The following is a 16,741-nucleotide window of genomic DNA, read 5'->3' as shown; positions in this document are numbered from 1 at the left end:
GCCGCCCTACACTACAATCAACTAATCTATAGCTATAAATTAATTTGCTCCCAATATTTTTTATCAGCCAAAATATATTAAGGCAAAATAAAAAGCACCGTCCCAACAAAGGGACGATGCTGTATGCTCGTGGTGCCACCCTTCTTCCTTCTTCGTTAAAACGAATCAGAAGCTCTCGGTCAGTTAACGTACTGAGAAACGATGACGGATTGGCCCCGTCACAGCTCCAAGGTAGTAAAGTATAACGCTTGTGCTAGGAAGCTTGCAGCCGTGTCTTCCCTCTCTAAAAGCCAGTTCGTTAAACTTGTTGTCCTCTTCAATGCATTTATTGTTTATTTACGTACAAAGTATACGCTCGATTTTGCAGAAATGCAATATTGAAAAATAAAACTTTTAATATTTTATTTTCTGCGGTTTGTTCCTGTAATTTCAAGCGGTGTCGTCAATGCTTGTACTCGCTGTAAAATACGGCCCGATTTCATTTCATCGATTGCCCCATGTTCAGTTACGGACCATTGTTCTTCCAGCTGTTTGTAATTAAAGTTTGAAGAGATGAATGTCGGCAATTTTTCCGCCATACGATAATGAAGGATTGAACCGATAATTTCATCTCTTGTCCATGTTGAAATCGGCTCTGAACCTACATCATCGAGCATTAATACCGGCACTTTTTTTACAAAATCAATTTTCTGTTCAATCGATCCTTCTGTTACCGACGACTTTAATTCACGGATGAATTCCGGCATATATACTAATAAAGTTTGAATACGTTCTTTCGACAAAGCATTAGCGATGGCGCCTAAAATATAGGTTTTCCCAACACCAAATGTGCCGTATAAATACAGCCCTTTTGCAGGAAGCTCTTTCGTTTCACGATATTGTTTCCTGAATTCAACCATAAACTGTGTCGCAGCCATGCGGGAATTATCATTCATATCCATTTCATTAAAATCTGCCTTCAGGACATCTTTCGGCATATACATCGTCTTCATCATTGAAGCTAGTTCACGCTGGTCATCTTCTTTAAGCATTTGTTCGCACTTGCGGTAGATAATATTAATCTGACCATTCGAAAGCATTAACTGCGGAACATGACCTTTATAGAAATTTTGACACTGCGATGTAGAACCGGCTCCACAGCAAGTGTGCTTTTGCTCTACAAATTCAAAAAGAGTCGTCATTCCATATTGAATAACAGCCGAGTTTTCCGTCATATTATGGTCATTCATAAACTGTATTACACTTGGATGTGAAAGGACCCGGGTTTTTAATTCATTATATTTTTGCTCAAATGATGGGATATTTATTTTATTGAGCGAATCTTTTATTGGTTCGATAGTACTCACCTGCTTTTTAATCACTATTTAATTGCTCTAATAATTTTTTGCGCTGCTCTTCAAAATCAATTTGGTTTTGAGTATTGTTGGAATTAGCTTGTTGTACTGGTTCCTGATCTTTTTCTTTAAACCAATCCGGAACTACGCCAACTTTTCTCGCCCCGCGCTGTTTGTTTTTCTTATCTTGCATTTCAGTATAAATCTTCGCTTGATTAATTGTCTGAATTTTGTTGTTTCGCCATGTATTTGCGACACTGTTAATATATTTTTCAGGCAATGCACCTTCTGTTTTTTCCATTACATACTCTAACATGTAATTGACGACAGCCGGGATCATCTTATAATGCAGGATCAATTTTTCCGCTGTTGCAACAACATACGCAAACGGCTCATGACCATCGTTTAACTCTTTTGTAAATGCATATGGCGTCTGTTTTTCATAGCGGGCCAATTCGGGTGTAAACACATAATCCCCTGGATAGTATTTCAGTAAATCCTGCTCGGTAATTTTCACGTCTACTTTATTTTCTTTATAATTCGATTCAATGTAAGCAAGTGCATCTTTAGCCAATAAGATGTTTTTCAACTGCATATTCAATGCAAGTGTCTGAATTTGATTACGTCCAAAACGGCTCGTTTTATTCGTTAATATAAATTCAAGAATGGCATTGACAACTCCGACTTTAATGCCATGTTTTAATACAAGATCATCCACTTGCTTCACTAACATTTCAACCGGTTCTTTACCGTTAAGTAAATTTCTCATGAAATCATATGGCAATGTTTCGTCGAAAGCCGGAATCCATTTTGACATATCTTTTACGGTAACTTTAAATGCGAGCGGTGTATCCATCGTAATTTTAGATGCCTTCAACTGAGATCCATCGCTTTCTTCTACAATACGAAGAGCTTCTAAAGCGTTTGCCGGAGGGTTTAACATCCAGTTTCCGGCGATAGACTGCACAAAGTTTTTCGTTAGTTTCCCATTGCTCTCATTATAGGCATATTCCATCAGCACATTGACTGCACCTACCGAGAGGCCTTGCTGCAATACGAGTTCCTCGGCTAAATCAACAATAAATTTCACCGGTTTTTTCCCTTTATACAGTGATTTCAGGAAATAATAAGGTACCGTTTTATCATAGTGAATCGACTGGTCATCAACCGTTAAATAATCTTCTGTAACTTTAATAAGATTGCGTTCATTTCGCTTTTCAATATAGTCTAATGCTTGTTCGGCCGTTTTAATTTGATTGTACCGGATTTCAGAGGCCAATGCTTCTACAAATGATTCCGGCAAGTTGCCTTTTGTCGAATCCCACACATGACGAATGATGACGTTTGCCACTTCTATCGGGATATCATAAGAACTGTAAAGCGATTCTGCTATTTTTACATGCCCTGAAAATGGTTCTTCACCATGAGTCAAAATCAGCAAATACTGATAAGGTGTAGAATTTTTAAAATCAACGAGCGCTGAATCAGGAGAATCGGTTTTCGAGTTATTATTTTCTTCAACTTTATTCAAATCGTTATTCGTAACCGTAATTTGCGATAAGTTTTTCGATTTACGATCACGGTAGCTATGTTCAACCTTTGCAATTTCCATTGTATTTTCAGCGGTTTTTGCACCTTTTTTAAGCCAGTTATTCATGACTACCTTCATAAAGTTTTTATTATAATTTAATTCGTCATTCATTGAAATATAATGGATCAAAACATTCAATGTACCGTAAGAAACCCCTTTTCTAAGGAAATAATTAAATTCCATTACAACAGATTCCGGAGGCAAATAACCATTAAATTTTTGGAAAACTTCAATCGGTGAGGTTTTTTCTAAATACTCGATTAAACCTTCTTTATCATTAATATTTTGCTGTGTTTTCGCAGGCGCAGAGTTGATTACTTCCACCGAACGGAAAATGTCCTGTTTTTTAATCAGTTTCGGCTTTGCGACACCTACGTTCAGCTGGTAGTACTCTTCACAGCGTTTTTCAAGCTCTTTTTTCGTAAGTCCTTCATCTGTATCCCATGCCAATAACACTATTCTTTGCATATCCGTCACAGAGAAATTATACATAAACGCTAATTTAGCAATGGCAATCTTAATATCCAGTGTAAATAATTTACTTGGGATTAAGTTTTGGCTCATACCCATCATGAAGCTTTTAAAATCAAATAAGTCATACTCAAACGGGTACGACATTTTTGAACGTTCATTTACCGAACCTGTATTTTCCTGCATGACTTGCTTTAGCTCAGTTTCTGTTATTGCAACAAATGCATCATTAAAGCTGCATGTGACATCTTTATAGCCATGTAAGGAAATATCATGTTTCGATAAGTTATTTCGTAATGATTCATACTGTTCGCGCCCGATTTTCCGTAAAAGCGCTACAGAAAGAATCGAATCGTCAAAGAAGTCATGGCCAGTCAATGGCGGATATAAAATATACTTCATCGATTTATATGAATCCATCATCTTCTCAAATGACTTCACTAAACCAATTGCTTCTAATACGATTCTTGCTTGCAGTAGTTGCTTCGGTTTAAAACTTAATGAATCGAGCAGGTTGCTATGAAAACAAGTTGCCTTTTCGTGTTGTTGTGTTTCAACCCATAACTTTAAATATAGTGCCGTAGCTTCAACACCGATAATCGGCTGATAGCATAATTGCAATGCAAGCTGATGCTCACTAGTGATAGTTTGAGGGCAATGAATTTCACAATGGTCATATGGATTTAGCTGATTCATCATTACCATTTATCCCTCCTAACACTTATTTGTCATTTGACTGACGGGTCATAATTTCTTTCAGTTCCTCGATAAATACAGTAATATCTTTAAATTGGCGATAAACAGATGCGAAGCGTACATAGGCAACTTCATCGATTTTCGCAAGTCGGTCCATTACCATCTCCCCGACATCTTCCGAACGTACTTCAGCATTGCCTAATCGGCGCAATTCTTTTTCAATCGATAAAACAATCTCTTCTAATTGATCTAATGCAACCGGGCGTTTTTCACATGCGCGTATTAGACCACGCAATACTTTTTCACGGCTAAACTCCTCGCGTGAACCATCCTTTTTCACAACGATTAACGGTGTTTCTTCAATTTTTTCAAATGTCGTAAAGCGAAAGGCACATGATTCACATTCACGACGTCTGCGAATTTCTTTATTATCATCAACAGGTCTTGAGTCTACAACGCGTGTCCCATTGTATTGACAAGCTGGACATCTCATATAATAATTTCTCCTAAAAGTTAGTTTAATTCTATTATAACAAAAACAACGCGCTTGAAATAGTGCTTCACGCGCGTTGAAATTTTCCAATGGAAAGTCATTCAATTATATAGTGCATTGTTGCTTCACACAATAGAAAAAGCCTTTTGCAAAAATGATTTACTTTCTGCAAAAGGTTCTTTCTGTGTTATTAGGTCGCGTATTTATGCCTTTTTAAAGTGTTTAATCACACTAATAAAGCAATAAATTATGCATTTACTGTTGCTAATTCATTTGCAATTTTCTTTGTTAAGTCTACTACGCGAGCAGAGTAACCCCACTCATTATCATACCAAGCGATGACTTTTACTTTACGGTCACCTAATACAATTGTAGTTAAACCGTCTACAGTAGATGAGTATGTTGTTGTATTGTAGTCAGAAGATACTAATGGCTCCATAGAGAAGTTTAAAATACCGTTCATTTTGCCTTCAGCTGCCTCTTTAAATGCTGCATTTACTTCTTCTACTGTTACGTCTTTTTCTACATCTACAACTAAATCAACTAAAGAAACGTTTGGTGTTGGCACACGTAATGCCATACCGTGGATTTTCCCATCCAATTCCGGTAATACAAGACGCAATGCTTTTGCTGCACCAGTTGAAGTCGGGATAATAGATGATCCGCAGTTACGCGCACGACGTAAATCTTTGTGTGGGTTATCGATGTTGTTTTGATCGTTTGTATAAGCGTGAACTGTTGTCATTAAACCGTTTACAATACCGAACTCATCGTTTAATACTTTTGCTACAGGAGCTAAACAGTTTGTCGTACAAGATGCATTTGAAATGACATCATGCTTTGATAAATCCAATTTATCGTCATTTACACCTAAAACAACGGTAATATCTTCATTTTTACCAGGAGCAGTTAAAATAACTTTTTTCGCGCCAGCTTCAATATGTTTTGCTGCTTTTTCACGTTCATTGAATTTACCAGTAGCTTCGATTACGATATCTACACCCATTTGAGCCCATGGTAATTTTAATGGATCACGTTCACTAACTAATTCAACACGTTTGCCGTTTACAATTAAAGCACCTTCGACTGCTTCTACAGTTCCCGGGAAAACACCATGATTTGTGTCATACTTAATTAAATGTGCTAACGTTTCAGATGGATAGCTTGCGTTCACTGCTACGATATTCACGTCACCACGCATCATTGCTTGTCGGAACACCATACGACCAATGCGGCCAAAACCATTAATTGCAATAGAAACTGTCATATTATTTAAATCCTCCTAAAAGTACGATTCATTCGTTTTATTTATTCGTTGATTAGTATAACACATATTATAAAAAGTTGAACATATTTAATCCGCTTAATTAAATTTGTTATTTTCAGATAATACATACCCTCAAAATAAAAACCTCAACCAACTTTTAATAAAATTAGTTGAGGTTTTATTTTACTTCAGGACGTTCCACTCATACAAAATATTTTGAAGCTGAATTGCTGTATCTTCCAGCGTGCCATTATTATGAATAACTGCATCAGCTAACTGTTCCTTTTCTTTGACCGGAATCTGTGTCGCTATACGGGCATTTGCTTCTTCTTCCGTAAAGCCATTTCGTTCCATTAAGCGCTGTAGCTGCACTTCTTTATTTACAGAAACTACAATAATTTTTTCTACGAAATGTTCCAGCTTACTTTCGAATAGCAGCGGAATATCCATGAAAACATTTTTTTCACCAAACGAGATAAATTCATCACGCTGACGCAGCATTTCTTCACGAATAGCCGGATGTATGATGCCATTTAAAGTTTGCCGCATTTCCTCATTATGAAAAATAATACTTCCCACTTTTACACGATCCATTGAACCATCTTGTGCAATGACTTCCGGTCCAAATGCTTCTGCAATTTTTTTCAATGTCGGCGTACCAGGCTCGACTACTTGTCGTGCTACTACATCTGCATCAACAATCGGCAATCCGTATGACTTAATCATTTTTGCAACTGTGCTCTTTCCGCTGGCAATACTACCAGTTAAACCTATAATCACAGCAATTCCCCTTTACTTTTGACATTGCGGACAATATGTTGATGTTCTACCCGCGATAACGAGAGATTCTGTATTTGTTTCACATACAACACATTGCTTTTTCCCATACATTTTCAGTCGATGCTGCATTGTTCCTGCACCACCATTAATACTCCGGTAGTCTGAAATTGTCGATCCGCCCGAATCAATGCTTTCCTGCAATACGTCACAAATTACATGAAAGAGTTTTGTCTTTTGCTCACGACTTAACTCACCCGTTGTTTTCCCCGGATGAATAAGCATTTTGAACAATGCTTCGGTGGCATAAATATTGCCGCAACCCGAAATCACCTGACCATCCATGATGACCTCTTTAATCGGTTTTTTTGCGAATTTGGATTTTTCACTTTGCATGAGGAAAAAATCACAGGCGATTTCATCAAAAGGCTCCGGTGCCATTTTTAACAATGGCGGATGATCGGCGATTTCTTTAATAAAGCGCAATTCACCAAAACGGCGGATATCAGCATAGGCAAGCAATTCTCCGCTTGCCAATGTAAATATCGCATGGATATGCTTACGGAATTTTTCTTCCGTTATCTCCACCACATCATTCACAACAAACCATGCGCCACTCATCCCTAAATGGTTCACTAAAATAAAACGTTCATTATTTTTCTTTAGATGAAAGAATATATATTTTGATCTGCGCTCCAATTTCTCGATTGTCATATTGCGTACTAATAGTTCAAATTGAGAAGGCTTTGCGTTTTTTACAATCGCCTGTTTACCTGCCTCATGCGATGTATAAACGACATCCGATAAAGAGACAGATTCAATCGTCTTCCCTTCTACGATTGGCCGTAAATCACGTACGACCCCTTCTACTTCTGGTAATTCTGGCATAAATGGTACTCCTTATTTCGCATCGTACCATGTAGGACCATATGAAAATTCAACCTTTAACGGCACGCTTAACTTAATTGCATTTTCCATAACTTCAGGTACGATACGTTCTAAAATTTCAACTTCTTCTTTTGGTGCTTCAAAAATCAGTTCATCGTGTACTTGCAATAATAGCTTTGTCTGTAGTCCTTCTTGTTCAAGGCGCGCATTCATATCAATCATTGCTTTTTTTATAATGTCCGCGGCACTTCCTTGAATCGGTGTGTTCATCGCAGTACGTTCAGCAAAACTTCTTAAATTGAAGTTCGAGCTTGTGATGTCCGGCAAGTAGCGGCGGCGATTTAAAATCGTTGTAACGAAACCTGCTTTCTTTGCCTCTTCAATACTTGTATCCATATAGTTTTTTACACCAGGGAAGCTTTGCAAGTAGTTTTCAATGAAAATCCCCGCTTCTTTACGTGTAATATCAAGGCTTTGTGATAAGCCATAATCACTGATTCCATATACAATACCAAAGTTTACAGCTTTTGCTGTGCGACGCATTAAGCTTGTCACATCATCCGGATTTTCAAGATTAAACACATCCATTGCCGTCCGTGTATGGATATCCATTCCTTGCTGGAATGCCTCTACAAGCGCATCATCCCCGCACATATGAGCCAATACGCGCAGCTCAATCTGTGAATAGTCCGCCGCAAACAAAATCCAATCCTTTTTCGACGGAACAAATGCTTTTCGAATTTTGCGTCCTTCTTCTAAACGAATCGGGATATTTTGTAAATTCGGGTTTGTTGAGCTTAAACGCCCAGTTGAAGTTAATGCCTGCTGGAATCGGGTATGCACTTTTGAATCTTCTTTATGCACTTCTTTTATTAAACCTTCAATATATGTTGACTGCAGTTTCGCAAGCGTTCGGTACTCAAGAATATGCTTCACAATGTCATGCTCGGACTGTAACTTCTCCAGTACATCGGCTGCTGTTGAATATCCTGTCTTTGTCTTTTTAATGACAGGTAAGCCTAATTTATCAAATAGGATAACACCAAGCTGTTTCGGTGAATTAATATTGAATTTCTCGCCTGCCAGCTCATAAATTGTCGCTTCCATTACTTCAAGCTTTGCCTTCAAATCATCGCCCATTTGACGTAATGTATCAATATTGACAGTTATCCCTTCGCTCTCCATTTTCCCTAAAATATGTGCAAGCGGCAGCTCCAGCTCTTTGTATAATTCAAACTGTTCATTTTCCTTCAGCTTTTGCTCTAATAAAGGCTGCAGCTTCCAAACTGCTACTGCTTTTCGGCTCACATGTTCAGCTACATGATCCGCACCTGGAACAACCCACTTCGCCCCTTTTCCGTAGATTGCTTCATTGGATTGTACATCCTGGTAACCGAATTCCTTTGCAAGTGTTGCCACATCATCACCTGATATCGACGGCTTTAAAATGTACGAAGCTAACAATAAGTCAAACTCCACGCCTTTAAGCTCAATCCCTAAACGATGGAGCATTGCTTGTGTTGCTTTACTGTCCACAATATACTTTTTCTTAGTTTCATCTTGCATCCATGCTTTTAAGTCCGCATTATCAACTACATTATCAATCGCTGTGTAAACCGTACGTTCTCCGTCTGACAAGGCTAAACCGAGGGCATTACAGCTATGGTAATGTTCATTTTCCAACTCGAGGTGGATTGCCATCGTTTCTTTTAACATGTCGCCTGTAATAGCCTGTACATTTTCAAATACTAATTCAGCTTGTTCTGTTTCTACTGTTTCAAAATCACTTTTTTCGATTAAAGATTTAAAGCCAAGCTCTTGCCATACATTAAGAAGTGCTTCCTCATCCGGACCTGCATATGCTAAATCATCAAGTGAAATTGTTAGTGGTGCATCTGTATGAATTGTCGCAAGCTTTTTTGATAAGTGAGCCATTTCTTCATTGTCTACCAGCTTTTCTTTCATTTTCGAAGCTTTCAATGAATCCATCGCTTCATATAATTTTTCAATCGTCCCGTGTTCCTTCAATAATTTAATCGCTGTTTTTTCACCAACGCCTGGAACTCCCGGAATATTATCGGATTGATCACCCATAAGCCCTTTCATATCGATAATTTGCTCCGGTGTCAGTCCATACTTTTCTTCAATATGTGCCGGTGTATATTTTTCAATATCGGTAATCCCTTTACGGGTAATATAGACTGTGACATCCTCAGTTGCGAGCTGCGTTAAATCTTTATCTCCCGAAACAACGATTACTTCGATCCCTTGTCCAGCAGCCTGTTTTGCTAACGTTCCGATAATGTCATCTGCTTCGTACATTTCCAGTTCATAGCGTTTAATGTTGTATGCATCAATCAGTTTTCGAATATATGGGAATTGTTCGGAAAGCTCTGGCGGAGTTTTTTGACGTCCCCCTTTATATTCACCGAACGACTCATGACGAAAAGTCGTTTTCCCGGCATCGAAAGCAACAAGCATTTGTGTCGGATTTTCCTCACCGATAATTTTTTGCAGCATCGTCGTAAAACCATATGTCGCATTTGTATGAATCCCACTGTCATTTGTAAGCAGCGGCAATGCAAAAAAGGCACGATAAGCCAATGAGTTTCCATCTAGTAAAAGCAATTTTTGTTTTGTCATGCGCGTTCCTCCATTAATCAATTTCACCTCGGTGTGATTACACCCGGATTCGAGTCAGGTTCACAGGATACGAATCAGTCATCCAACGCTTTTAACCTGAATTTCTTTTAAATACTCTTTGCCGAATCTGTTGCTCCACCCGGAGGCATCAACTTCTGGCGTGTATTCAAAACGCACCGAAAGAAGTTAAGTTACGATTGTATGTTCTCCTTCTACTTTAGCGATTATTGCGATGAATTGCCAACATAAACGCAAATTCTTCTACAATAAAATTCTTATTCACCACAATTAAGCCGGACGCAAAGCGACTGTCCCTACCAAGGACTTAAACATCAGCAGGCAATACCCTTTAATCGCAATGACTCATATCTAACTCTATCTTAAAATCCATGTAAACAGAAACTTTCCGCAACATGTATTCCACGCCTAAAAAGAAAAAATCCAGAGGAATGCAATATAGCATAATCTGGATTTTTCCATCATTGAATTAAGTTCATATTAGTTTAGAAGTTATTTATACAACTAAAAAATTCTTTATATTTTGAAGTGATTAATTTGTCCTTTTAACTTAATAATCATTTCATTCAATTCGTGTGCGATGCTCAGCATTTCTTCAGTCGATGCTGTCTGTTCTTCTATTGATGCAGCAATACTTTGAGAATGCTCATTGGTTTCTTCCAATGAGTGAACCGTTATATCCGTTGTTTCAAGTACCCGATTAGAGTCCGTTGCGATTCCTTGGAATGCATCTGTTACATTTTGAATTTCATTTTTCATATTATCCACTAATTTAGAAATTGTATTAAATGTTTCAACAGCCGAGTAGATCGTCACGCTTTCCTGCTCGATTTTCGTTACAACATTATTAATTGCAACAACAGATTCATTTGAATCTTTTTGCATTTCATTAATCAATGTCGTAATATCACTCGCCGAATTCGCCGATTGTTCTGCCAATGAACGAACTTCATCCGCTACTACTGCGAAACCTTTCCCGTATTCCCCAGCTCTTGCCGCTTCGATTGCCGCATTTAAAGCAAGTAAGTTGATTTGATCTGAAATACTTGAAATAATTTTCGTGATTTGACCAACTTCTAAAGAACGGCTATTCATTTGTTCTGTTTTCATTAATGACATTTTCGCCGTTTCATTAATTGTTTCGATTCCTGCAACAGACTTATGAATAACTTCTATTCCTTGTGTTGCGACAGTATTGGTATCTATCGCCTCCTGAGCCACTAATTTCGTAACATTAGAAATTTCTTCAATTTTGAATGCGATCTGTTCCACTGCCACCCGGTTTTGTACAGCGCCTTCTGTAATTAGCTCAGTGCTAGAAGCAATTTCCTGTATCGCGCCCGATACCTGATTCGATGTAATTGTTAACTGTTCTACCGTCTCTTTTAATATCGAAGAACCTTCCTCAACATGGTCGGATGTGTCGGTTACATGGTAGATAGTCTCTCTCAATTGCGTTTGCATATCCGAGAAGCTAGTTGTTAAACGCCCGATTTCGTCATCACTGTATACTTCCAATTGTTTTGATAAATCACCCTGTGCCACAATTTCAGTGTGGTTTAAAAGCTGATTTAAAGGATTCACAATTTTTTTTGAAACCATAACCGCTATAATTGAGCCTATAATCAATGCAACAAGCAGTGAAGCAACTATAATTATAATTAACAATCTATTCAATTCATCAATAAAATCCGCATCCGCATCCAATCCCAGAACAGAATCCGTCCCAGGAATTTGAAGAAAGGTTGATTGGTGTTTTCCATAATCATCTTCATAGATATCGCTCGCCACTGTTTCCGTTGTGGAAAGTGCCGCTGTCTGTTCTTCTGTAAAAGCAAGCGGTGTCAGGTAATCTTCCGAATTCCCCAATACCAGAATAACTTCCTCTCCATCGACTTTACTCATAATATAGGCATTTTCCAAATCAAAATCATTTTGGAAATCGGTTGTGGCTTCCAGTAATTTTTCATATGAAGCCTTGTTTTTCTTAGCATCATTCACTATATCCGCGTCAAAAAGCGTACTGAATTTTTCCATACTCAACAATAAGTTTTGGTTGTGCTGCGGAATGATCTGGTTATTAATTAAGTTGCTGGAAACCAAAAATAGAATCGAACTAAAAACAACACTTAATAAAATAATTGGAACTAAAATTCCTAATAAAATCTTGGTTTTTACTGAATTAAATTTTTTTAACATTTACATTGCTCTTTAAAACAATTATGAAATTGTTTTAACCAAGCTTCCCCCCAAATTTAATTTTTCACATACAACTTTTCTTCTTTTTCTACATATTCCATAAAGTCCAACGATAAGATATGGTCATTTTGGGCCAACGATTCACTGCTAAAGAAAATGACAGCAAACGTCGCACCCTGACCGTACGGAATATGACGATATTCTAAAATATGGTGGAATTGTTTCTGCAATAATTCATGGTGTATCACAAGCCCGTCATCAATCTTTATCTCACCTTCAAACTCGGCACAAGTAAAGCTGTAAATTTTATTGTCCATTGCGTTTATTAAGGCAGCCCAATCCGGTTTTTTCTGTTCGAAGAAATAGTCGTACGAGTTAACCCCATATGCAAAACTTCCTAATTCGGTCGTACCTGCACCAGCAAAGCGTAATGGATTCACTTCAATTGGTATAATTGTTCCTTCATCATCCATGCGCAGTTCTACATGCAGCGGCATTTTCCGTAAATTGAAGATCTCCCCAAGTCCTTGCAGATACTCGGTAATCGGAGCTAAGTAATTTTGCAGCACTTGCTTGCTCGTATAATAAATACGATCACTCATATCTTTTTCGTCTTTGAACATACGTGCAAATAAATTGAGCACAACCGGATCATTCTTTTCATCGTAGAAAAGATCGATTGCAAATTCCTGCCCCTCAATATAACTTTCAACGATAAAGGTTTCGCTACCCAAAACATCCTTTGAATCGTCTTCACTCGATTGTTCCATCGTCTCTTCCATTTTATCGATTATGCTTTGGAATTCTTGTGGATTCTCTACCCTGTAAACCCCAACACTTGAGTAACCGACTGTCGGCTTAAAGATTAACGGATAGGGTAGTGAGGATAGATCAAGTTGCCCTAACTCACCTGAAGTAGTTTCTAAAAAAAAGAAATTAGGATAACTCTCAGCTAAACGCTTTCTGAATGCAAATTTATTTTTAAATAAATTCGCTGTTTTTGTTACATGTGATTCTGCATAATATTCATTTAGAATCTGAATGGCTTCTTCAGAATTCATGATGATTAAATCCTCTTGTTGAAATACTTTCACCAGATTTTGGTCATCTTCTGATTTGTGATTTAGAATCAACTGTTGTTGAATATCCAAAACCTTTACTTTCTTTTCGATCAATGTTTCTGCTAAGAGTGGGGATACATAAGCTGTATCTAATAGAATCAAAACTTTCACTTCCTTATATGTATGAACTAATAATTAATTAACGTGCATTATTACCTAATTTTTCTGAATATATAAGTATTTATACCCTAAAAAAATTATTGCATTATATGCACAAAATACTACACTTGTTATATTATACACACTTATTCAAATTTTCCTATTTATTTTCAATTTTATTTAATTAAACTTGCTATAATAAACAAAAACCGCGTGGGATAAAATCCCGCGCGGTCTAAATATTTATTTAATTTTATTTTTGAACTTCACTACATGTACACCGTTTTTTTCTTCTTTATAAAAAATCTCTTCAAAAATAACCGTTAATAAAAAGGCATTTAAAAATGGAATGATGACATACATCGGCATGCCGCCTAAATCGTATGGCATCAACCCGCGTGCAAATACTTCTACAAAACCAATTTGTGTGAAGTAAAAGATCATACCAATACCAACTTGCCAGATTGGACGTTTATCTTCACGTTTTTCAAACCACAGCACTTTCTTGAACGAATCCCGTACATCTTCTGCAATAAACAAACTTAATACTAAAATAGCAATAAACAAAATTGGTATATGAAAAATTTCCACCTTCACGAAATTAATATTAGATTGATAAAAAAGCGCCGTTACAGATGTTGCCATAATAAAAGCGATTAAACTATTCTGTATTACTTTACTCAAACTTTGCCACTCCCCCTGTATGAACTAACTATACTATAGTATAACAGCAAAATAATAGTTTCCAATAATATAATTTGAAAATTTAATGAAGTTAAATAATGTAATTTTTTCCACACAAAAAAGCCATTTAGAACGGTTACATTCCAAATGGCTTTCATACTTTTTAATCCAATCGTCCGGATAACAGTTTTGCATATGGCGAGTCTGACGGGATGATAATCATCGTCTCATTGCCGATTGTTTTCTTGTATGATTCTAACGTTCTGAATAAACTGTAGAATTCCGGGTCTTTCGAGTAGGCAGCATTATAAATTTGTGCGGCCTGTGCTTCTCCTTCTGCACGGATGACAGATGCTTCTTTGTTTGCTTTCGCAAGAGTCACTTGAACTTCCTGGTCTGTTTTCGCCTCTTTACTGCGCTTTTCCGCATCCCCTTCAGACAGATACTTTTGCGCAATCGATTGACGTTCCGAAACCATTCTTGTATAAACAGACTGCTCGTTTTCCTCAGGTAAATCTGTACGGCGAATACGTACATCAATTACTTCAATACCGAAATTGGCCGAATCGATTAATTCATTGACGCGTTGGGTAACACGGTCATTAATGTTCCCGCGTTTCGAATCCTTTTCATTAATAATATCGCCGTATTCCGTCTGACCGAATTCTGTACGAAGTGCCGAATAAATGAACTCTTCCATACGACTTTCCGCATTGAGCAACTGTCCTGCATTTGAAATTAACGCTTTTGGATCCGTTACACGCCAAACAGTATAGTTATCAATAATAATTCGCTTTTTATCCTTTGTACTGATCTCTTCTTCTGTCATATCATGTGTCATTAAATTGCTTGGTAAAGTTGTCACACTTTGAATGAACGGGATTTTCATATGAAGTCCCGGTTCACTTTCGTACTTCACTACTTCCCCGAACTGACGAACTACTTTATATTCATTTTCTTTAACAATATACAGATTCGCAAATACGACAATTAACGCTGCAAACACAACCGTTAATACAATAGCAGAAGAAACCCATTGTTTTACATTTATCGGCTTCTTATCTTTCTTTAATGGTGTTGGTGCTTTTTTTCCATTTGTATTACTGCTATTTACTTGTTGTTCAGCGTCGTTTGCTTTTGGTACTTCCTTCACTTCTTTCGACCCTTTTTTGTTGCCGAACAGTTTTTTCACAAACTCATCTAAATCGCCGTCAAAGTTATTTTTGTTGTTACTCATTCACTTTTGCTCCCTTCTTTTTTCTCTTCTGTAGAAGGAGGTGTCGTTTGCATTGGCTGGATCGGCAAGTACTTCATCGTACCGCTGCCGTCATCATTCATAATATAAATTTGGGCATTCGGTAAAACTGCCTCCAATGTTTCGAGCACTAATCGTTCACGTGTAATATCTTTATTCAGACGATATTCATCATAAAGCTGGTTAAATAAAGCTACTTCACCTGTAGCTTGCTCGATACGTGAAGCCTTTTCCCCTTTTGCCTTCGAAAGAATTGCAGCTGCTTCACCAACCGCTTCACTTACTCGCTGGTTTTCGTATTTTTCCGCTTCGTTAATCTTTGTATTTTTTGTCTCTCGTGCATCGGTAACATCTGTGAAAGCTGCACGCACTTCTGCATTCGGCACCTCTACATCTTGCAGCTTTACTCCCAGAACCCCAATACCGATATCGTATTTTTCGATTAACGATACAAGCAATTCGCGTGTCTCTGCTTCAATATCCGCTTTACCATCCGTTAATGCCTCATCGATTGTTGAGCTGCCTATGATGGAACGAATCGCACTGGATGTCGCATTATGTAAAATCGCTCGCGGCTCCTGTGAACTAAATAAATATTTTTTTGGCTCAACAATACGCCATTGGACAACAAGATCTGTTAAAACAATATTTTCATCACCTGTAATCATTTTTGTTTCTTTATCGAATGCTTCAACCGTACCGTCCGGGTTTTGCTTATAGCCGAACTGTAAACTGTACGTTTCTTTTGATAAAATTTCTACAGACTGTATTGGCCACGGTAATTTAAAATGAAGTCCTGAATCTTGTATTGTTTCATCCGCTTGACCAAATGTAATCACTACTGCCTGTTCCGATTCATCTACTGTATACCAGGATGTCGTCACAACAATAATACCTACGACAGCCATGAGAATAAGCGCTACCCACATTAATGTTCTTTTTACACTCATCATATAAAGCCTCCTTACTTTTCAATTCCCTCTTATTCTACGGGTAATGAATTGTAAAAGTTTCATATTTTTTCAAAATAAGATATCAACAAAAAAACCGCACAAAAAGCTTCCAACTTTTCACGCAGTTTCTTCATTATTATATTTAGTTTTCTCGCTAAGCGTTACCTTCTTTTAGAAACGGGGGTTTCTATTAAGAACTATAACACCGCAATATAAAGTTCAATTTAATGATTTGTAAATTTACTGTTAAAT

At 37.4% G+C, this 16,741-nt stretch carries 12 protein-coding genes; all 12 read right to left on the bottom strand.

Annotated elements, in window-relative coordinates; translation table 11 throughout:
• Positions 1–401: 401 nt before the first annotated feature.
• The 12 genes from dnaI to hflK all read right to left on the bottom strand — a co-directional run bounded on the left by dnaI (position 402) and on the right by hflK (position 16,486).
• Positions 402–1,361 carry a primosomal protein DnaI gene (dnaI, locus tag ACQKN3_RS00605; protein ID WP_427708674.1) on the bottom strand — a complete coding sequence of 320 codons (960 nt, stop codon included), beginning with the start codon at positions 1,359–1,361 and terminating at the stop codon, positions 402–404.
• Positions 1,354–4,095, bottom strand: a complete 2,742-nt coding sequence (locus tag ACQKN3_RS00600) for a DnaD domain protein (RefSeq protein ID WP_427708672.1) — start codon at positions 4,093–4,095, stop codon at positions 1,354–1,356. Before ACQKN3_RS00600 ends, dnaI begins: the two co-directional genes overlap by 8 nt.
• Before the next feature lie 22 nt (positions 4,096–4,117).
• Complete coding sequence (gene nrdR, locus ACQKN3_RS00595; protein WP_251686514.1) at positions 4,118–4,585, bottom strand: transcriptional regulator NrdR; 468 nt, start codon at positions 4,583–4,585, stop codon at positions 4,118–4,120.
• Between the two features lie 247 nt (positions 4,586–4,832).
• Positions 4,833–5,852 (bottom strand): glyceraldehyde-3-phosphate dehydrogenase, encoded by a 1,020-nt coding sequence (locus ACQKN3_RS00590; protein WP_427708670.1) that lies wholly within the window; start codon positions 5,850–5,852, stop codon positions 4,833–4,835.
• Positions 5,853–6,035: 183 nt separating this feature from the next.
• Positions 6,036–6,632: a dephospho-CoA kinase gene (gene coaE, locus ACQKN3_RS00585; protein WP_427708668.1), complete on the bottom strand. Its 597-nt coding sequence runs from the start codon at positions 6,630–6,632 to the stop codon at positions 6,036–6,038.
• 12 nt (positions 6,633–6,644) lie between these two features.
• Entirely contained in the window at positions 6,645–7,517 is an 873-nt protein-coding gene (mutM, locus tag ACQKN3_RS00580) for a bifunctional DNA-formamidopyrimidine glycosylase/DNA-(apurinic or apyrimidinic site) lyase (RefSeq protein WP_427708666.1), read from the bottom strand.
• Between the two features lie 12 nt (positions 7,518–7,529).
• Positions 7,530–10,160 carry a DNA polymerase I gene (gene polA, locus ACQKN3_RS00575; protein WP_427708664.1) on the bottom strand — a complete coding sequence of 877 codons (2,631 nt, stop codon included), beginning with the start codon at positions 10,158–10,160 and terminating at the stop codon, positions 7,530–7,532.
• A gap of 534 nt (positions 10,161–10,694) precedes the next feature.
• Positions 10,695–12,377, bottom strand: coding sequence for a methyl-accepting chemotaxis protein (locus tag ACQKN3_RS00570; protein ID WP_427708662.1), 1,683 nt, complete (start codon positions 12,375–12,377; stop codon positions 10,695–10,697).
• Positions 12,378–12,433: 56 nt separating this feature from the next.
• The gene (locus ACQKN3_RS00565; RefSeq protein ID WP_251686509.1) at positions 12,434–13,600 is read right to left on the bottom strand and encodes an ATP-grasp domain-containing protein; all 1,167 of its coding nucleotides are present in this window, start codon (positions 13,598–13,600) and stop codon (positions 12,434–12,436) included.
• 240 nt (positions 13,601–13,840) lie between these two features.
• Positions 13,841–14,281 carry a DNA polymerase I gene (locus tag ACQKN3_RS00560; RefSeq protein WP_251686508.1) on the bottom strand — a complete coding sequence of 147 codons (441 nt, stop codon included), beginning with the start codon at positions 14,279–14,281 and terminating at the stop codon, positions 13,841–13,843.
• A 163-nt stretch (positions 14,282–14,444) separates the two neighbouring features.
• Positions 14,445–15,518: a protease modulator HflC gene (hflC, locus tag ACQKN3_RS00555; protein ID WP_251686507.1), complete on the bottom strand. Its 1,074-nt coding sequence runs from the start codon at positions 15,516–15,518 to the stop codon at positions 14,445–14,447.
• The gene (gene hflK, locus ACQKN3_RS00550) at positions 15,515–16,486 is read right to left on the bottom strand and encodes an FtsH protease activity modulator HflK (protein ID WP_251686506.1); all 972 of its coding nucleotides are present in this window, start codon (positions 16,484–16,486) and stop codon (positions 15,515–15,517) included. Before hflK ends, hflC begins: the two co-directional genes overlap by 4 nt.
• Positions 16,487–16,741 lie beyond the last annotated feature (255 nt).

Source organism: Solibacillus sp. NPDC093137, from assembly GCF_050280445.1.
GTDB lineage: Bacteria > Bacillota > Bacilli > Bacillales_A > Planococcaceae > Solibacillus > Solibacillus isronensis_B.
This window is presented reverse-complemented; position numbering and strand designations above follow the sequence as displayed.

Coding starts and splice junctions, on each gene's coding strand:
- ACQKN3_RS00600 (WP_427708672.1), bottom strand. CDS start 4,095: ATGATGAATCAGCTAAATCCATATGACCATTGTGAAATTCATTGCCCT.
- nrdR (WP_251686514.1), bottom strand. CDS start 4,585: ATGAGATGTCCAGCTTGTCAATACAATGGGACACGCGTTGTAGACTCA.
- ACQKN3_RS00590 (WP_427708670.1), bottom strand. CDS start 5,852: ATGACAGTTTCTATTGCAATTAATGGTTTTGGCCGCATTGGTCGTATG.
- mutM (WP_427708666.1), bottom strand. CDS start 7,517: ATGCCAGAATTACCAGAAGTAGAAGGGGTCGTACGTGATTTACGGCCA.
- polA (WP_427708664.1), bottom strand. CDS start 10,160: ATGACAAAACAAAAATTGCTTTTACTAGATGGAAACTCATTGGCTTAT.
- ACQKN3_RS00570 (WP_427708662.1), bottom strand. CDS start 12,377: ATGTTAAAAAAATTTAATTCAGTAAAAACCAAGATTTTATTAGGAATT.
- hflC (WP_251686507.1), bottom strand. CDS start 15,518: ATGAGTAACAACAAAAATAACTTTGACGGCGATTTAGATGAGTTTGTG.
- hflK (WP_251686506.1), bottom strand. CDS start 16,486: ATGAGTGTAAAAAGAACATTAATGTGGGTAGCGCTTATTCTCATGGCT.